Source organism: Rhizobium sp. TRM95796 (genome assembly GCF_025779995.1).
Classification (GTDB): Bacteria; Pseudomonadota; Alphaproteobacteria; order Rhizobiales; family Rhizobiaceae; genus Rhizobium_E.
In genome coordinates this window covers 130561-147576 of record NZ_JAOXHE010000012.1, presented here as the reverse complement: position 1 = coordinate 147576, position 17016 = coordinate 130561, and the positions used below count along the sequence as shown (strand labels likewise).

General features: G+C 63.5%; 16 protein-coding genes and 1 riboswitch. Of the genes, 6 read left to right on the top strand and 10 right to left on the bottom strand.

Going from position 1 to position 17016, the window contains the following annotated elements; all coding sequences use genetic code 11:
- Positions 1-2: 2 nt before the first annotated feature.
- From OCK01_RS22745 to thiM, 4 genes are read right to left on the bottom strand one after another with little or no spacing between them, the layout of a single operon-like run.
- Entirely contained in the window at positions 3-767 is a 765-nt protein-coding gene (locus OCK01_RS22745; protein WP_263825952.1) for a 3-oxoacyl-ACP reductase, read from the bottom strand.
- On the bottom strand, positions 764-1582 hold the full coding sequence (thiD, locus tag OCK01_RS22740; RefSeq protein WP_263825951.1) for a bifunctional hydroxymethylpyrimidine kinase/phosphomethylpyrimidine kinase: 819 nt from the start codon (positions 1580-1582) through the stop codon (positions 764-766). Before thiD ends, OCK01_RS22745 begins: the two co-directional genes overlap by 4 nt.
- A complete protein-coding gene (thiE, locus tag OCK01_RS22735) occupies positions 1579-2214 on the bottom strand; it encodes a thiamine phosphate synthase (RefSeq protein ID WP_263825950.1) in 636 nt (211 codons plus the stop codon). Before thiE ends, thiD begins: the two co-directional genes overlap by 4 nt.
- Complete coding sequence (gene thiM / locus OCK01_RS22730; protein ID WP_263825949.1) at positions 2211-3014, bottom strand: hydroxyethylthiazole kinase; 804 nt, start codon at positions 3012-3014, stop codon at positions 2211-2213. Before thiM ends, thiE begins: the two co-directional genes overlap by 4 nt.
- A 64-nt stretch (positions 3015-3078) precedes the next feature.
- Positions 3079-3175: riboswitch (TPP riboswitch) on the bottom strand.
- 157 nt (positions 3176-3332) lie between these two features.
- Here thiM and otsB point away from each other — a divergent pair.
- Positions 3333-4103 carry a trehalose-phosphatase gene (otsB, locus tag OCK01_RS22725; protein ID WP_263825948.1) on the top strand — a complete coding sequence of 257 codons (771 nt, stop codon included), beginning with the start codon at positions 3333-3335 and terminating at the stop codon, positions 4101-4103.
- A 28-nt stretch (positions 4104-4131) separates the two neighbouring features.
- Positions 4132-5505: an alpha,alpha-trehalose-phosphate synthase (UDP-forming) gene (otsA, locus tag OCK01_RS22720; protein ID WP_263825947.1), complete on the top strand. Its 1374-nt coding sequence runs from the start codon at positions 4132-4134 to the stop codon at positions 5503-5505.
- Between the two features lie 32 nt (positions 5506-5537).
- Here otsA and OCK01_RS22715 read toward each other — a convergent pair whose 3' ends face one another.
- Positions 5538-7121 (bottom strand): peptide chain release factor 3, encoded by a 1584-nt coding sequence (locus OCK01_RS22715; protein ID WP_263825946.1) that lies wholly within the window; start codon positions 7119-7121, stop codon positions 5538-5540.
- Between the two features lie 92 nt (positions 7122-7213).
- On the opposite strand from OCK01_RS22715, the gene dut reads away from it, so the two are divergent.
- Entirely contained in the window at positions 7214-7681 is a 468-nt protein-coding gene (dut, locus tag OCK01_RS22710) for a dUTP diphosphatase (protein WP_182827829.1), read from the top strand.
- Positions 7682-7845: 164 nt separating this feature from the next.
- Here the strand turns inward: dut and OCK01_RS22705 are convergent, their stop codons facing one another.
- The gene (locus OCK01_RS22705; RefSeq protein ID WP_263825945.1) at positions 7846-9603 is read right to left on the bottom strand and encodes a putative bifunctional diguanylate cyclase/phosphodiesterase; all 1758 of its coding nucleotides are present in this window, start codon (positions 9601-9603) and stop codon (positions 7846-7848) included.
- A gap of 396 nt (positions 9604-9999) precedes the next feature.
- Here OCK01_RS22705 and OCK01_RS22700 point away from each other — a divergent pair, with 396 nt between their 5' ends.
- From OCK01_RS22700 to OCK01_RS22690, 3 genes are all read left to right on the top strand, one after another.
- A complete protein-coding gene (locus tag OCK01_RS22700) occupies positions 10000-10617 on the top strand; it encodes a LysE family translocator (protein WP_263825944.1) in 618 nt (205 codons plus the stop codon).
- Positions 10618-10745: 128 nt separating this feature from the next.
- The gene (gene cysK, locus OCK01_RS22695; protein WP_182827826.1) at positions 10746-11714 is read left to right on the top strand and encodes a cysteine synthase A; all 969 of its coding nucleotides are present in this window, start codon (positions 10746-10748) and stop codon (positions 11712-11714) included.
- Positions 11715-11788: 74 nt separating this feature from the next.
- Positions 11789-12187: a VOC family protein gene (locus OCK01_RS22690; protein WP_263825943.1), complete on the top strand. Its 399-nt coding sequence runs from the start codon at positions 11789-11791 to the stop codon at positions 12185-12187.
- 1 nt (position 12188) lies between these two features.
- Here the strand turns inward: OCK01_RS22690 and OCK01_RS22685 are convergent, their stop codons facing one another.
- The 4 genes from OCK01_RS22685 to OCK01_RS22670 all read right to left on the bottom strand — a co-directional run bounded on the left by OCK01_RS22685 (position 12189) and on the right by OCK01_RS22670 (position 17013).
- Positions 12189-13721: a YifB family Mg chelatase-like AAA ATPase gene (locus tag OCK01_RS22685; RefSeq protein ID WP_263825942.1), complete on the bottom strand. Its 1533-nt coding sequence runs from the start codon at positions 13719-13721 to the stop codon at positions 12189-12191.
- Between the two features lie 169 nt (positions 13722-13890).
- Positions 13891-14838, bottom strand: coding sequence for a glutathione synthase (gene gshB, locus OCK01_RS22680; protein WP_263825941.1), 948 nt, complete (start codon positions 14836-14838; stop codon positions 13891-13893).
- Positions 14839-14929: 91 nt separating this feature from the next.
- Positions 14930-15919 carry an endonuclease/exonuclease/phosphatase family protein gene (locus OCK01_RS22675; RefSeq protein ID WP_263825940.1) on the bottom strand — a complete coding sequence of 330 codons (990 nt, stop codon included), beginning with the start codon at positions 15917-15919 and terminating at the stop codon, positions 14930-14932.
- Positions 15916-17013, bottom strand: a complete 1098-nt coding sequence (locus OCK01_RS22670) for a sn-glycerol-3-phosphate import ATP-binding protein UgpC (protein WP_263825939.1) — start codon at positions 17011-17013, stop codon at positions 15916-15918. The genes OCK01_RS22675 and OCK01_RS22670 overlap by 4 nt, the downstream gene beginning before the upstream one ends.
- Positions 17014-17016 lie beyond the last annotated feature (3 nt).

Below are 17016 nucleotides of genomic sequence, written 5' to 3'. Positions count from 1 at the left end.
ACTCAGCCGAACACCAGCCCGCCATCGACGATCAGGTTCTGGCCCGTCACCGCGCGCGCCCAGGGGCTGGCGAAGAACAGCACTGCGTCGGCGGCTTCCTCCGGCGTCGTCACCCGCTGCAGCGGCGTATTGGCGGCGATGAGATCGAACACGGCTTCGGGCGTCGCCGCGCTCGCATCCGTCATCCGCAGCAAGCCGCCCGAGACCATGTTGACGGTGATGCCGTCAGGCCCCAGCTCCTTGGCCGCCGTGCGCGTGAGCGACAGGAGCGCGGCCTTGGCGGCGGTGTAGTCGTGATAGGGCACGACCGGGTTCTGAAACAGATTGGTGCCGATGAACACCAGCCGCCCGGAGCCTTGCGACGCCAAGCCGGGTCTGGCGGCCCGGATCAGGTTGAGCGCGCCCTTGAGGCCGGTCTCCAGATGCGCATTGACCGCCTCCCAGGATAGGTGGTCGAGCTTGTCTCTCGCCTCTCCGTTGAAGCTGAAATCGGCCAGCGCGTTGTGCGCCACCGTATCGACGCCGCCGAAGGCGTCCTTCGCGGCTTCGATCAACGCTTCGACGTCGTTTGCATTCCGCACATCGGCGCGGATCGCCCGCGCCTTTGGGCCCAGCGTCTCGGCCAGCGCCTCCGCTTTCTCCCGGCTGTTGCGGTAGTTGATGACGACATTGGCGCCTTCGCGCGCAAAAGCGCGGGCGATCGCCGCGCCGAGGCCGCGACCCCCTCCCGTGACGATGACGGTCTGTTCTGCAATCGGCTTGCTCATCGGGGAATGTCCTGTTCGGTCCAGAGATGATGAAAATGATGGATGGGCCCATGGCCCGCGCCGACGCTTAGCTGGCCGGAGGCTTCAATCGCGCCGCGGAGCCAGTCCTTGGCGGCGCATATGGCTTCGGAAATAGCCTGTCCCTTGGCGAGTTCAGCGGCGATGGCGCTCGACAGCGAGCAGCCGGTGCCATGGGTGTTTTTCGTCGGCGCGCGCCGGCTTTCGAACCACTGCAGCCCTCCGTATGTCGCCAGCACATCCGGGCTCTCGTCGTCATCAAGGTGCCCGCCCTTGACGAGCGCCGCCTGCGGCCCGAGCGCCAGAAGAGCGCGGGCCTGCGCCGCCATTTCTTCGCGCGACCGCGCTTCCGGCCTGCCGAGCAGCGCCGCTGCTTCCGGCAGATTGGGCGTGACGACCGTGGCGAGCGGCAGAAGCGCCCGCCGCACCGTCTCCATCGCCTCGGGGTCGAGGAGCGGCGCGCCGCCCTTGGCGATCATCACCGGATCGAGCGCCACGGGCGCGCGGCAGTAAAGGCGAAGCGCTTCCGCCACGGCTGCGGCGATCTCCGCATTGGCGATCATGCCGATCTTGACCGCATCGACGCGCACGTCTGAGAACACCATGCGGATCTGCTCGCCCACGAAATCGGCGGGCAAAGCGTGTACAGTCGAGACGCCTTGCGTGTTCTGCGCCGTCAAGGCGGTCAGCGCCGCCATGCCGAACACGCCGCGGGCGGAAAAGGCCTTGAGGTCGGCCTGGATGCCGGCGCCGCCCGAGGGGTCGGAGCCGGCGATCGACAAGACATTGGCGATCATACCAGGCTCCTGCTGATTTCCGCGCGGAGCGTGCGCGCCGCGACTTCCGGATCGGGCTGCCCGCAAATCGCCGACACGACGGCGACGCCTTTGGCGCCTCTGGCCAGGATCGCGCTGATATGGCCAATCTTCACGCCGCCGATCGCCACGGCGGGAAGATGCGTGGCGCGAATGACCGCCTGAAGCCCGTCGAGACCGATCGCCGGCGGATGGTCCGGTTTTGTCGCTGTCGGAAACACCGGACCGACGCCGACATAATCCACCAGCGTGGGATCGAGCGCTTCGGCTTCCGCCACACTGCCGATCGACAGGCCGAGAAGCATGTCGTCGCCGATGCGGTCGCGCGCCGCCCGCAGATCGAGATCGCCCTGACCGATATGAACGCCGTCGGCGGCGATCGCCATGGCCGCCTCGACGTCGTCGTTGACGATCAGCCGGGCTCCGCTGCCGGCCAGCACGGATTTGAGGAGAAGCCCGGTTTCGATCCGCTGTTCGGTCGTCGCCGTCTTGTCGCGCAGTTGAACCATGGTCGCGCCGCCGCGCACGGCGCGGCGCGCCGTTTCAATCACGCCGAGGGGCTCGGAGAGCACGGGATCCAGCACGAGATAGAGCGAGAGATCGAAGCGGTTCATGCGACCTCCATCCGGTTGGCCGCATCGAGCGCTGCGCCATCCACGAGCGCGAGCTGATCGAGGAAATGGACCGAGAAACTGCCTGGTCCCTCTGCGGCGGCTTCGGCGCGGGCTCCCGCCACGGCGAAGTAGGCGAGCGCCGCCGCTGTCGCATCGAACAGATCGGCGCCCTTCACGCCGGCATAGGCGCCGATCATGCAGGTCAGCGAGCAGCCGAGCGCCGTCACTTTCGGCATCAGGGGTGAACCGCCGGAGATCCTCAACGCGCGCACCCCGTCGGTGACGAAATCCGTCTCGCCGGTGACGGCGACGATCGTGTCCCGCTCGCCCGCCAGCCGCCGGGCTGCCTCTTCCGCCGCATGCACGGGGTCGCGGGCGTCGACGCCTTTGGCAGTGCTTTGACCACCGGCCAGCGCCAGGATCTCCGATGCATTGCCCCTGACGATATCGGGCCGAAGCGCCATCAGCGCCTCTGTCGCCTGTCGCCGATAGGCGGTGGCGAAATGCGCGACGGGATCGAATACCCAGGGAACGCCCGCTTCGCGCGCGCCGCGCGCAGCAGCCGTCATGCCCTCGACCCAGTCGGGCGACAGCGTGCCGATATTGATGGTGAGCGCTGCGGCGAAGCTCGCGAATTCGCCGGCCTCCTCCGCCGCATGCACCATGGCGGGCGATGCGCCCGCCGCAAGCAGGCTGTTGGCGGCGATGTTCATCGCCACGTAATTGGTGATGCAGTGAACGAGCGGCGCTTCAGCGCGCATCGCTTCGAGATAGGCGCCGGGAGTGGTCAAATCAGTCATCTTGCCCCTTTCCAGCGGGGCAAGCGGCAGGAACGATCCGATGGGAGTGCGCTTGTCGCGCGGGCGGATCATCCGAGCGACTCCCTCCGCCAGCATTATCTGGTTCAGGTTCGAAGGGTGCTTCTCAGCCCGTCTTGCGACGAACGCCCCTGTCTCTCAACACACCGAGATATGCCAGCTTTAAACTGGCCTGTCATCCGAAAAACTTTTCGCGACGCATGGAGGAACTTAGCGTCGTCATCGGCGTTGCGACACTGGGGAGCATTGGGCTCTGAACAGAGCGGGACGACCGAAGCGGAAATTATAGGGTTTGCTGGTATGTTCGACGTTGGCCGTGCGGTTGAAGATGTGTTTTCGGACATCGATTCCAATCCGCTGGGATATGCGCTCTTTCTGGATATCGACGGCACACTGATCGATCTGGCCGCCACTCCCGACGCGATCCGAATTCCTCCGGACTTGCCGGGGATCCTCGATCGCCTGTCGCAAAGGCTAGGCGGCGCCATGGCGCTGGTTACCGGGCGGGCCTTGCCCTATGCCGATCGCCTGTTCGAGCCGCGCCGCTTTCCGATTGCGGGTCTGCATGGCGTTGAGCGTCGCTGCGCCGACGGCCGCATCACGCGAAGCGCGCCCACGCCCGCCTTCGACGACGCCAAGCGCGAACTGGCTCGCGCCGCCAAGGCCTGGCCGGGTGTGCTGTTCGAAGACAAGACCGCCGCCGTGGCCATTCATTATCGCCAGGCTCCCTGTTATGCGATGGAAGTCGACGTCACCATGCAGGCGGCGCTCGCCGCGATCGGCCCCGGTTATGAATTGCAGCGCGGCAAGATGGTGGTCGAGATCCGGCCCGACAGCGCCGACAAGGGTCGGGCTGTGCAGGCCTTTCTGCATGAGCCGCCGTTTATGGGCCGCATTCCGGTGGCGATCGGCGACGACGTCACCGACGAGGCGATGTTCAAAGCGGTCAATGCGCATGGCGGCGCTTCGATCCGCATCGTCGAAACCCCCGCTGAAACCACGGCGCAATGGCGGCTTCCGTCACCCCGATCCCTCAGAGCGGCTCTGTCGGCTCTGGCCGCCCGCTCCTGATACATTTCCGCATGAAAGGATTTTCGCCATGAGCAGACTTGTGGTCGTCTCAAACCGCGTTCCCGTTCCCGACAAAACCGGGACGGCTCCCGCCGGCGGTCTCGCTGTCGCGCTGCAGGCCGCGCTCAAGGAGCGCGGCGGCATCTGGATGGGCTGGTCCGGGAAGTCGTCCGGCGAAGACGAGCCGGCGGAGCTGACGATCCAGAAGCAGGGCAACATCACTTATGCCTTGACCGATCTGACGGATCGCGATGTCGAGGAATATTACCACGGCTTCGCCAATCGCGTGCTCTGGCCGATCTGCCATTATCGGCTTGATCTCGCCGAATATGCCCGCAAGGAAATGAGCGGCTATTTCCGCGTCAACCGTTTCTTCGCCGCCAAGCTCGCGCCGATGCTCGAGCCCGACGACGTCATCTGGGTGCATGACTATCACCTGATCCCGCTCGCGATCGAATTGCGCGCGCTGGGCGTCAAGAATCGCATCGGCTTCTTCCTGCATATTCCGCTGCCGCCCGCCGACGTGCTGTTCACCATGCCGGTGCATGAGGAAATCATGAAGGGCTTGGCGGAATATGATCTCGTCGGATTCCAGACCGATCATGACTTCGACAATTTCGCCGGCGGGCTGGTGCGCGAAGGCATTGGTGAGCGACTGGACGATGGACGATTGTCTTCCTTCGGTCGTATCTTCAAGGGCGGGGCTTATCCGATCGGTATCGAGACGGAGGCTTTTGCCGCCTATGCGCGGCGCGCCGCCAAGCATGCGATGGTCACGAAAGCCCGCGCCAGTATCGAAGGCCGCAACCTCATCATCGGCGTCGACCGGCTCGATTACTCCAAAGGGCTGACCCAGCGCATCGACGCCTTCGAGAAATTCGTCACCGCCAATCCCGACCAGCACAACAAGGTCACCTATCTCCAGGTCACGCCGAAATCACGCTCCGAAGTCCCTGAATATGAGGCGATGCAGCGCACGGTCGCCGAACAGGCGGGCCGCGTCAACGGCGCGCTCGGCACGGTCGACTGGGTGCCGATCCGCTACATCAATCGCTCCGTCGCCCGTCCGGTGCTCGCAGGCCTCTACCGGTTGGCGCGGGTGGGGCTGGTGACGCCTCTGCGCGACGGCATGAACCTGGTGGCGAAGGAATATGTCGCGGCGCAGGACCCGGAAGATCCCGGCGTTCTCGTTCTCTCACGCTTCGCCGGCGCGGCGCGCGAGCTCAAGGGCGCGCTGCTCGTCAATCCCTATGACATCGAAGGCGCGGCCAACGCCATCGCACGGGCCATCCATATGCCGCTCGACGAGCGCAAGGAGCGCTGGAGCGGCATGATGGAGCACCTGAAAAAGCAGACGGTCCAGCGCTGGTGCGACGATTTCCTGAACGACCTGACCGCCTGACGGCTAGCCGCCGGACTTTCGGCGGCCTTCGATCATGCCGCCTTCTGAATATGATATTCCTTGATGGCGATCATCTTGATGGCGGGATGGCGCTCCGATTCATAGCGAAGCGAGAAGCCGTCCTGCGCCATGAACACCGGGTCGCCGTCGAGATCGCGGCAGATGTCGCCGCGGCGGACATCCAGGAATTTCTGCAGATCGGCCGGGTTTTCGGCCGAGATCCAGCGGCAGACCGAGAACCGCGACATTTCGAACGAAACCGGCAGCGTATATTCCGCCGACAGACGCTCCTTCAGCACGTCGAGCTGCAGCGCGCCGACCACGCCGACGATCGCCGGCGAGCCATCCTCCGGCGAAAACAGCTGCACGACGCCTTCCTCAGCCATCTGATGCAGCGCTTCCTTGAGCTTCTTGGCCTTCATGGCGTCTTCCAGCCGCACGCGGCGCAGGATCTCGGGCGCGAAATTCGGCACGCCCTGGAACACCAGTGATTCCCCTTCGGTCAGCGTGTCGCCGATGCGCAGGGTGCCGTGGTTGGGAATGCCGACCACGTCGCCGGCATAGGCGGTATCCGCGAGCTGGCGCTGCGAGGCGAAGAAGAATTGCGGCGCCGTCAGGCCCAGTTGCTTGCCGGTGCGGGCGAGCCTCGCCTTCATGCCGCGCTCGATCTTGCCCGAGCAGACGCGGGCGAATGCGATGCGGTCGCGGTGGTTGGGGTCCATATTCGCCTGGATCTTGAAGACGAAGGCGGTCATCTTGTCTTCGGCGGCATGCACCGTGCGGGTGTCGGCCACCTGGTCGCGCGGCGCGGGCGCAAATTCGCCGAGCGCATTGATGAGATCGCGGACGCCGAAATTGCGCAGCGCCGAGCCGAAAAATACGGGCGTCATGTGACCTTCGAGGAAGGCCTCGCGGTCGAACGGCCTGCAGGCCTCGATCGCCAGATTGACCTCGTCGACAAAAGCCTCGCGCTCGTTCTCAGGCAGACGGTCGGCGACGGCTTCCGGTCCGTTGACCGGCGTGCCCTCGACCTCGGTGTCGGAGCCGCGAACGGTGTTGTCGGCGAGATTGTAGGAGCCGCAGAAGGTCTTGGACCGCCCGATCGGCCAGGTGACCGGCGCGGTGTCCAATGCCAGCTTTTCCTCGACTTCATCGAGGATTTCGAAGGGATCGCGGCTTTCGCGGTCCATCTTGTTGATGAAGGTGATGATCGGGATATTGCGCAGGCGGCAGACTTCGAACAGTTTCAGCGTCCGCGGCTCGATGCCCTTGGCGGCGTCGATCACCATCACGGCGGCGTCGACGGCCGTCAGCGTGCGATAGGTGTCGTCGGCGAAGTCTTCGTGGCCGGGCGTATCGAGAATGTTGAAGACATTGTCGTTATATTCGAAGGTCATCACCGAGGTGACGACCGAGATGCCGCGCTCGCGCTCGATCTTCATCCAGTCCGACCGGGTCTGGATGCGATCCTTCTTGGCCTTGACTTCGCCGGCGAGCTGGATCGCGCCGCCGAACAGCAGCAGCTTTTCGGTCAGCGTGGTCTTGCCTGCGTCCGGATGCGCGATAATGGCGAAGGTGCGGCGGCGGGAAATCGCCTCGGCCAAAGTCTCGGTCATGTTTTCAGAAAATCCTGTTGAGCGCCGGCCTTCTACCGTTTCGAGCCGCAAATTGCAATTGACCGGCTGGCGGCTGGCGGCGACAAACGCTTATGACCCAAGCTTCCGCCACACCCGTTCTCGGCCTCGTGCGCCTGCCGCATGCCGCCGATCTACCCTTGCCGTCCTATGAAACCACCGGCGCCGCCGGCATGGATATCCGCGCGGCTTTGCAGGAAGACGAGCCGATGACGCTTGCAGCCGGCGCGCGCGCGCTTGTTCCCACCGGCTTCGTGTTCGAAATCCCCGAAGGTTTCGAGGTGCAGGTGCGGCCGCGCTCCGGTCTGGCGCTCAAGCATGGCGTGACCTGCCTTAATACCCCCGGCACGATCGACAGCGACTATCGCGGCGAGGTGAAGGTGCTCCTGGTCAATCTGGGAGCCGAGCCCTTCGTCATCGAGCGCGGCATGCGCATCGCTCAGTTGATCGTCGCGCCCGTCGTCCAGGCCGGCGTCGAAGAGCGGACGCATGTAAGCGACACTGCGCGGGGCGCGGGAGGGTTCGGCTCGACCGGCGCGTGAGGCGAAAATCTGCCTGTCGAAATAGATCCGGCTACCATCCGGCAAGCCCACCGCCTTCACGCGGCTGCGTCTTCGTGCTTTCTGAGAACTAGGCTGTCTTTTTTCGTCTTCCCGCCCAGCAGGTTGTTCGGGACGGTGGATGGCGGGGCATGACGACTACGCCTTCACCCTGCGGCCGGCGCAGCCGCGCGCTGTTTCGTATCTGCCCTGTCGCCGCGGAGCGAAGCGACCAGCCTTGCGGTGATCTGGTGGGCGGGTTCGGCTCTCGCGAATGCGAAGCCCTGGAGAATATCGGCTCCGAGATCGGTCAGCATCACCGCATGCGCCAGCGTCTCCACCCCTTCCGCCACGACTTCGATGTCCAGGGCATGCGCGATGTCGATGAGAGAACCGACAAGCTGTTTCTGCGGCGCATGATCCAGGATCGGCGCGACGAGGTGCCGGTCGATTTTCACGCGCTCCGGGCGCAGTTCCAATAGACCGAGAAGCGACGCGTGCCCTGAACCGAGATCATCGAGTTCGATGAGAATCCCGAGGTCTCTGATCATCCGAATATTCTGTTTGATCTGGTCGCTGACCTTGTCCAGGAAGATCGTTTCTATCAGTTCGAAACTGAGCGATTTCGGCGGCGCCGCCATCGCTTCCAGCCGCTTGGGCAGGCTTGCGTCACTCAGGCGAGCGGCGGAAAGATTGACCGACACCCGCGGCACGTCGATATCCAGCAGCGTCCAGCGCTTGATATCCAGCAGCACCCGCGTCAGGATGGCTTCGTCCACGGCCTCCATCAAGCCATGCGCCGAGGCGAGATCCAGAAATTCCGAAGGCGGCCTGACGCCGTCTGCGGTCTCCCATCGCGCCAAGGCTTCCAGCCCGCAGATTTCACCGGTTTTCGCATCGATCTGCACCTGATAATGAGGAACGATCTCGTTTGCGCGCAATGCGGCCTGCAGGTCCTTGAGCGTCTGTTTTTCCTTTGCCAGTCGCTGGGCAAGCTCGGGCGTAAAGAGTTGGGCGTTGTTTCGGCCGAGCTTCTTGGCTTCGTAGAGAGCCACATCCGACGCTTTCAGAAGTGCGCCGATCTCCTGGCCTTGCGCACAGGCGAAGCCGATCGAGCATTCCGCGGTGTAAGACTCCCCGTTGAGAATGACGGGCTTGTCCAATTCCCTGCGAATGGCCGACACCAGATCCTGCATTCTGCTTAGACCGAAAGGCGACAGGACAGCGAATTCGTCGCCACCCAGACGGGCCGCATGCTCACCCTCGCGCGTGGCTTTCGCAAGGATGTCGCCGACATGTTGCAGGACAGCGTCGCCGCCGGAATGTCCGAAACGATCATTGATCTCCTTGAAATGATCCAGATCCAAATGGCAAAGCGACGCCGCATCGACTGTGGACTGAAATTCGGCGAATTTTTCGTCGAACGCTCGCCGGTTCAGAAGGCCGGTGAGATAGTCGTGATCCGCAGCGAACTTGGCGACCGCTCGGCTTGCTTCCGCCGCTTCCCGCTCCCTGGCCAGCTGCTCGGAACGCAAGATATCGTCGGTGACGTCCCACTCCGCGCCGATGAAACATCCCTCGCCCTGCTCGTCCACAAAGTATTTGGCTCGCGACCGGAGATATCGAGTTTCACCGTCGGGACGAATGATCCTGAATTGCGCGGCGTAATCCGACCTGGCGTTGATCGCGCGCTGGAATACCGAACTCGCATAGTCCCGATCTTCGGGATGTACGCTTTCGAGCCAGATGACGTCGAAAAGTTCTTTCTTGATGCCATAGATGATCTGGAGTTGATGGTCCCAGCGGGTCTGATTTTTATGCAGATTATGCTGCCATATGCCGATCCCGGAGGCTTCGAGCGCGATATCCAATTGGCGCAGAAGACTTTCGAGCTCGTTGTTGGTCCATGTGAGCTTATCGCGCATCCGCTCCTCCCAGATCTCTGTGACTATGAACAGGATTGATTAGCAAAGTCTGACGATTGCAAAGTTCGGAACGACGCCTTATTCGGGGACGAGTGACGCAGAAATTGCGGCCAATCAAACCACCACTCCAACAAAATTTTTGAAAAGATCCCCGGCTCCACAGCCTCGTCCGAGCCCTATTCGAGGCCTGCTGCCGGTTCGTAACCGCGGATGCGCGACGGCAGCGACCCTCTTGGACATGTTTCTGGACGTGGTCTATTGCGGAATGAGGCATATGTGCGAATATGGCTAAAAGTTGCGATATATCGTAAAATAAGCGGAATTATGTGTTATTAAAGACGACAATTGACGGAAAAATCTACCGGTGATAGATGAGATTGTATCCCGGAGACTTTCATGACCCTGTCCGCCCTCGCCGCCTATTCTCTCACTCTGCTGATCGCCGCCGCCATCCCCGGGCCGGGAATCACGGCGCTGGTGGCCCGCGCGCTCGGCGCCGGCATGGTCGAAGGCGTCGGCATGGCGCTCGGCCTCATCCTGGGCGACATGGTGTTCCTGACCGCCGCAGTGCTGGGGCTCGCGGTTCTGGCGCATGCCTTCAGCGAAGTGTTCACCGTCATCAAGATCCTCGGCGCGATTTACCTCGCCTGGATCGCCTACAAGATCTGGACCGCAGGGATTCTCAGCGCCGAAATCGGCGCTGCGCCGAAAAGAAGCTTTACCCAGTCCTTCGCCTCCGGCCTGTTCGTGACGCTCGGCAATCCCAAGGCGATGTTGTTCTATGTCGCTCTGGTGCCGACGATCATCGATCTCGAAAGCATCGGGGTTGCGGATTACCTCCTGCTGCTGCTCGCCACATTTCTGGTGCTGGTGGCGGTGACCTTCCCTTATGTGGCGCTCGCGGGAAAAGCGCGGGAAGCCTTCAAACATCCCAAGGCGTTGGGACGGCTCAACAAGGCGGCGGCGGCCTGCCTGTTTGCGACCGCCGGCTACATCGCCAGCCGCGCCGGATAGCAGGATCGCCTGTCGCCCCTCGCGAAAAAGGGTGAAATTTTCTCCTTTTCACTCCGCCGCGCGCCGATCTTGCTGGAAAGCCGGCGAATTCCTCCCTAACTTGCTCTCACAACACAGGGAGAAGCACCATGACCGACACGCGCAAAGCCGGACGGGGAAAAATATACGGCTCGATCACCGAAACCATCGGCGACACGCCGATTGTGCGGCTCGACAAGCTGGCCAAGGAAAAGGGCGTCAAGGCGAACCTGCTCGCCAAGCTCGAATTCTTCAATCCGATCGCCTCGGTCAAAGACCGTATCGGCGTCGCCATGATCGAATCGCTGGAAGCCCAGGGCAAGATCGCGCCGGGCCGCACCACGCTGGTCGAACCGACCTCGGGCAATACGGGCATCGCGCTGGCCTTCGCCGCCGCCGCCAAGGGCTACAAGCTGATCCTCACCATGCCCGAGACCATGTCGATCGAGCGCCGCAAGATGCTGGCCCTGCTCGGCGCCGAGCTCGTGCTGACCGAAGGCCCGAAGGGCATGAAGGGTGCGATCGCCAAGGCGGAGGAACTGGCGGCCTCGCTGCCGGACGCCATCATTCCCCAGCAGTTCGAAAACCCCGCCAATCCAGACATCCATCGCAAGACGACGGCCGAGGAAATCTGGAACGACACCAATGGCGAGATCGACATTTTCGTTTCCGGCATCGGCACAGGCGGCACGATCACCGGCACGGGTCAGGTGCTGAAGGCGCGCAAGCCCTCGGTCCAGGTGATCGCGGTCGAGCCGGCCGATTCGCCGGTGCTTTCCGGCGGCAATCCGGGCCCGCACAAGATCCAGGGCATCGGCGCCGGCTTCGCGCCCGCCATCCTCGACAAGTCCGTCTATGACGAGGTCGTCACGGTCAGCAACGAGGACGCCTTCGCCCAGGCTCGCCTCGTCGCCCGTCTCGAAGGCGTGCCGGTCGGCATCTCCTCGGGCGCCGCATTGACCGCAGCCATCAAGGTCGGCCAGCGCGAAGAAAACGCCGGAAAGAACATCGTCGTGATCATTCCCTCCTTTGCCGAACGCTATCTGTCGACGGCCCTGTTCGAAGGCCTGGGCGGCTGATTTTTTGTAGACATCGGAGCCGTGCTTTTGCGGCTTCGATATTTCATGCCACTGCCGCTCTAAGAGCAAGGCCGATGCTTCATCACATTTCGCTGGGCGTCGCAGACATTCTCAAAGCAGCGCGGTTCTATGACGCCGCTCTCAGGCCGCTCGGATATATCCGCGTTTGGGAGGATATCCGTCCCGGCGAGGACGATCAGGCGGTTGGTTACGGATTGCCCGGCGGCAGCGACAAACTGGCCCTGAAACTCAGGCCGCATGACGCGAGCCCTCCAGGTCCAGGTTTCCATCTCGCTCTCGCCGCCCCGAGCCGCGTGAGCGTGGAACAGTTTCACGCCGAAGCCATCGCCCATGGCGGCATCGATAATGGCGGCCCGGGACTTCGGCCGCATTACGGTCCCCACTATTTCGCGGCCTTCGTCATCGATCCCGACGGCCACCACATCGAAGCGGTCATCAATCGACCGGAATAGATCAGGCCGCGTTCTGAAGCGCAGTCCCGGCAATCCGGTAGGAAATCGCCTCGGCGAGATGAATGCGGCCCACGCGTGGAGCCTCGTCGAGATCGGCGAGCGTGCGCGCCACTTTCAAAATGCGGTGATAGCCGCGCGCCGAAAATTTCATCTTGTCGGCGGCGTCGCGGAGAAGTTGCAGGCCGGCGGGATCAGGTTCGGCGATCGCCTCGATCAGCGCGGTGGCGCAGCGGGCGTTGCTGCCAATCTCCGGCAGGCCGGCCGCCAGGAAACGGTCGCGCTGCAGGTCGCGGGCGCGGGAGACGCGGGCAGCCACCACCGCGCTCGCCTCCGCCGGCCGGGGCCGGATGAGATCCGTGGCGCTGACAGCCGGCACGTCGATCCGGATATCGATGCGGTCGAGCAACGGGCCTGATAGCCGCGACTGATAATCGCTCATGCAGCGCGGCCCCCGCGCGCAAGTATGGCCCGGTTCGCCGGCCATGCCGCAGCGGCAGGGGTTCATCGCAGCGATCAGTTGAAACTTAGCCGGGTAACTGACGTGATGATTGGCGCGGGCGATGACGCATTCGCCGGTTTCCAGCGGTTGGCGCAGCGCGTCCAGCGTCTGTGGGTGAAACTCCGGCAGCTCATCGAGAAACAGCACGCCGTGATGGGCGAGCGACGCTTCGCCGGGCTTGGCGCGTAGCCCGCCGCCGACCAGCGCCGCCATGGTGGCCGAGTGATGCGGCGCGCGAAACGGACGCCGATCCGACAATTTTCCGCCCGCGAGCTGTCCGGCGATCGAATGGATCATCGACACTTCCAACAGTTCCGCCGAATCGAGCGGCGGCAGGATCGAGGCCAGGCGTTGGGCGAGCATCGACTTGCCCGAACCGGGAGGTCCGACGAACAAAAGATTATGGCCGCCAGCCGCCGCCACTTCGAGCGCCCGCTTGGCGCTTTCCTGTCCCTTGATGTCGGCGAGATCGGGACTGTTGGCCGGCAGCGCCCGAACCGCCGGCTGCGGCCGTGACAGCACTTGCGTGCCGCGGAAATGATTGGCGAGGCCGACCAAGCTGCGCGGCGCGAGAATGTCGATCTCGGCGCCGGCCCAGGCGGCTTCGGGGCCACTGTCCTGCGGGCATATCAGTCCCTTGCCCATGGCGTTGGCGGCGATCGCCGCCGGCAGCGCGCCCGCCACCGGCGCAATCGTGCCGTCGAGATTGAGTTCGCCGAGGATCAGGTAGTCCTGCAGGGCATCCGCCGGGATTGCGCCCAGCGCCGCCATCATCGCCAGCGCGATGGGCAGATCGAAGTGGCTGCCTTCTTTGGGAAGGTCGGCAGGCGCGAGGTTGACGGTGACTTTCTTCTGCGGAAGCGCCAGGCCCGAAGCATGCAGCGCAGCCTGCACCCGTTCCCGGCTTTCGGCCACCGCCTTGTCAGGCAGGCCGACAATCTGCATCACATGCTTGCCCGGCCCCACCATGACCTGGACATCGACCGGCACCCCTTCGATGCCCTGGAATGCGACTGTGCTGACCCTCGCCACCATATTGCCCGCGCCCCCGCTTGCTCGCCGGAAAGGCGAAGATCGCCCTTCCTCGGCATAGGGTTGCAGTCAATCACGGAAATCAGAATAAAACAAGAACAAATAGAGTCGACTTTCACCCACCGGCTGCAATCAGGTTGCAACCGGTTGAGCGACAAAACAAAATCGTGAATCAGCCGCGCTTCTTTTCCACCGCGTCCCAGAACAGCGCGGCAATATCGGCGCCGCCGAACTTCTGGACCTCGCGGATGCCGGTGGGCGAGGTGACGTTGATCTCGGTCATATAGTCGCCGATCACGTCGATGCCGACCAGCAGGAAGCCGCGTTCGCGGAGCGCAGGCCCGATGCGGGCGCAGATCTCCTGTTCGCGCGCGGTGAGTTCGGTATGCTCGGCGCGGCCGCCGACATGCATGTTGGAGCGCGAATCCGTCTCGGCCGGCACGCGGTTGATCGCGCCCACCGCCTCGCCGTCGATCAGGATGATGCGCTTGTCGCCCTTGCGCACCGCCGGCAGATATTGCTGGGCGATGAAGGGTTCGCGGAACATCTGGCCGAACATTTCCAGCAGCGACGTGAAGTTGCGGTCGTCTCGCGAGGAGTGGAATACGCCGGCGCCGCCATTGCCGTAAAGCGGCTTGAGGATGATGTCTCCCATCTCCTCGCGGAAGCGGGCGATTTCCTTGACGTCGCGGGTGATCAGCGTCTGCGGCATCAGATCGGCGAATTCGGTGACGAAAATCTTTTCCGGCGAATTGCGCACCCAGGCGGGATCATTGACCACCAGCGTCTTGGGGTGAATGCGCTCGAGCAGATGCGTCGAGGTGATATAGGCCATGTCGAAGGGCGGATCCTGGCGCAAGAGCACCACATCCATGGTCGAGAGATCGACACGTTCGGGTTCGCCGAGCGTGAAATGGTCGCCCTTGACGTCGCGCAGCTCCATCGGCTCGACGGTGGCGTAGATCTTGCCGTCGCGCATCGACAATTGGTTCGGGGTGTAGTGGAACAGCCTGTAGCCGCGCGCCTGCGCTTCCAGGCTCATGGCGAAAGTGGAGTCGCCGGCGATATTGATGGAGGACACATGGTCCATCTGCACGGCGACGTTCTTGATTTTAGCCATGAAAAGGCGCTCCCCGGATGATCAAAGCCGGCCAGATGTAGGACCCGGCCGGGCGCTTGGCAAGCCCGCCGGCAGGGAGGAAAGACGAGCCTCAGAGAAAGCCCAGAATGCGCGTGGTGATCGGATCGTGGTCCGAAAGAGGCCGTCCCTTAGGATTGAGCGACGGCGTGATGACTGTCTCCGACATCTCGAGCCCGCGCGCCAGAAACCAGTCGAGCTTCATGACCCGTTCAGGCCAGCGGGTGATCAGGCTGGGTCGCGTCGTCATCTGGTCGAGCGGGCCGCCATGGCGGCTGAAGCCGCGCGCAGCACTCATCGCAAACAGGCCTTCCGCCTCGAAATCACCGCCGGCATGGTTGCCGGTGTTGAGATCGCCGCCGATCAGGATCGGCAGGTCGGGAAAGGCTTGCTCCAGCCGGTCGATCATATCAGCCGTTTGTCGTTCGCGATAGGCGGCTGTCGTCGCGCTTTCGAGATGAACGGAGACGGCCACGAAGGGGCCGGATATGGTGTCGATCAGCCCGCCCACGGCGCAACGTTCGCCGATGCGCGGCTGGTCCCTATCGCCGCGCCAGAGACGCTCGCCCCAGAGACGGATCATAAACGGCTCGCGAATGGGCGCCGCCGAGAGGAGGCCGTTGCCGTGGAAGCCCTTGAGGTTGAAGGAATCGGAGCAGAATTCCCGCTCGGTGTCCGAGCCGAGACCCATTTCGAGGAATTCCACGCCATAGGCATAGGCCATGCCCATCTGTGCGGCGAGGTCGCGCGTCGTGTGCCGCTGGCCGGTGCGGGCCATGCCGTCATCCATTTCCGACAGCAGCACCAGAGCGGGCGCGTGTTGCTTGAGATGGATCGCGCTGTCCTCGACGAACAGGCAGCGTTCCAGATTCCAGGCCGACACGGTGACCGGAAAGGCGAGGGGGCCTGATGTGGATGGAGTTCCGGCCGCCTCAAGCGAGGTCATCGCGGCAAGCCCAGACATCACGGCGTCATGCTCGAGCACGGTTTCGATGGCGCGGGGAAGGGCGTCGCGCATCGCCTGGGAGGGGGCGGCGAGTTCGGAAACGACGGTCCGGATCATGCCAGCGCCTCGGATCGGTGCGTTGAAGACATGCCGTCGTTCTGGCCCAAGCGTTTGCCGGTGGCTGCCGAGAAGGCGTGAAGCTTGTTTTCCGCGATGGCGAGTCCCATTTCGCCCCGGAAGGCGTGAATGCTGGCGGTGACCACCGACACCGGCTGGCCGCCGACCAGTCCATGCAACAATCGCTGCGCGCCGAGTTCCTCGACATAATCCAGCTCAAAACGCAGCCCTTGTGCGGGATCCATGGAGAGCGTGGCGTCTTCGGGGCGAAAGCCGAGCGTCAGGGCGACGTCGGACGCCACCGGTTTGGACAGCGAAAGCCATTGATCGCCGATCTTGACGCCGGCGCCCTGCGCATCCGCCTTGACGAGGTTCATCGCCGGTGAGCCGATAAAGCTGGCGACGAAGATGGAGGCGGGGCGGTGATAGACGTCGAGCGGACTACCGATCTGTTCGATCTCGCCTTTGTTGAGCACCACGAGGCGGTCCGCCAGCGTCATGGCCTCCAGCTGGTCATGGGTGACATAGAGCGAGGTCGTGCCCAGCCGGCGCTGAAGGCGCTTGATTTCGCCGCGCATGCTGACGCGCAATTTGGCGTCGAGATTGGACAGGGGCTCGTCGAACAGGAAGGCGGCTGGCTGGCGAACGATCGCCCGGCCCATCGCCACGCGCTGGCGCTGGCCGCCGGACAGCGCCCGCGGCTTGCGGTCGAGATAGGGCTCGATCTCCAGCATGCGCGCCGCCTCATCGACGCGGCTTTCGATCTCGGCCTTCGGCGTCTTGCGGTTCTTGAGGCCATAGGCGAGATTGTCGCGCACGGTCATATGCGGATAGAGCGCATAGTTCTGGAACACCATGGCGATATCGCGATCGGCGGGATCGACGTCGTTGACGCGGCGGTCGCCGATGCGGACTTCGCCGGCGGAGATTTCCTCGAGCCCGGCCACCATGCGCAACAGGGTGGATTTTCCACAGCCGGAAGGCCCGACCAGCACGATGAACTCGCCGTCCTTGATGGCGATGGAGATGTCCCGCACCGCTTGCGCGCCGCCGTCGTAGATTTTTGATACGGATTTGATGTCGATGGTCGCCATGGC

What these genes read in the sequence shown, in the direction of transcription:
- OCK01_RS22745 (WP_263825952.1), bottom strand. Translation starts at nt 767, where the DNA reads ATGAGCAAGCCGATTGCAGAACAGACCGTCATCGTCACGGGAGGGGGT.
- thiD (WP_263825951.1), bottom strand. Translation starts at nt 1,582, where the DNA reads ATGATCGCCAATGTCTTGTCGATCGCCGGCTCCGACCCCTCGGGCGGC.
- thiE (WP_263825950.1), bottom strand. Translation starts at nt 2,214, where the DNA reads ATGAACCGCTTCGATCTCTCGCTCTATCTCGTGCTGGATCCCGTGCTC.
- thiM (WP_263825949.1), bottom strand. Translation starts at nt 3,014, where the DNA reads ATGACTGATTTGACCACTCCCGGCGCCTATCTCGAAGCGATGCGCGCT.
- otsB (WP_263825948.1), top strand. Translation starts at nt 3,333, where the DNA reads ATGTTCGACGTTGGCCGTGCGGTTGAAGATGTGTTTTCGGACATCGAT.
- otsA (WP_263825947.1), top strand. Translation starts at nt 4,132, where the DNA reads ATGAGCAGACTTGTGGTCGTCTCAAACCGCGTTCCCGTTCCCGACAAA.
- OCK01_RS22715 (WP_263825946.1), bottom strand. Translation starts at nt 7,121, where the DNA reads ATGACCGAGACTTTGGCCGAGGCGATTTCCCGCCGCCGCACCTTCGCC.
- dut (WP_182827829.1), top strand. Translation starts at nt 7,214, where the DNA reads ATGACCCAAGCTTCCGCCACACCCGTTCTCGGCCTCGTGCGCCTGCCG.
- OCK01_RS22705 (WP_263825945.1), bottom strand. Translation starts at nt 9,603, where the DNA reads ATGCGCGATAAGCTCACATGGACCAACAACGAGCTCGAAAGTCTTCTG.
- OCK01_RS22700 (WP_263825944.1), top strand. Translation starts at nt 10,000, where the DNA reads ATGACCCTGTCCGCCCTCGCCGCCTATTCTCTCACTCTGCTGATCGCC.
- cysK (WP_182827826.1), top strand. Translation starts at nt 10,746, where the DNA reads ATGACCGACACGCGCAAAGCCGGACGGGGAAAAATATACGGCTCGATC.
- OCK01_RS22690 (WP_263825943.1), top strand. Translation starts at nt 11,789, where the DNA reads ATGCTTCATCACATTTCGCTGGGCGTCGCAGACATTCTCAAAGCAGCG.
- OCK01_RS22685 (WP_263825942.1), bottom strand. Translation starts at nt 13,721, where the DNA reads ATGGTGGCGAGGGTCAGCACAGTCGCATTCCAGGGCATCGAAGGGGTG.
- gshB (WP_263825941.1), bottom strand. Translation starts at nt 14,838, where the DNA reads ATGGCTAAAATCAAGAACGTCGCCGTGCAGATGGACCATGTGTCCTCC.
- OCK01_RS22675 (WP_263825940.1), bottom strand. Translation starts at nt 15,919, where the DNA reads ATGATCCGGACCGTCGTTTCCGAACTCGCCGCCCCCTCCCAGGCGATG.
- OCK01_RS22670 (WP_263825939.1), bottom strand. Translation starts at nt 17,013, where the DNA reads ATGGCGACCATCGACATCAAATCCGTATCAAAAATCTACGACGGCGGC.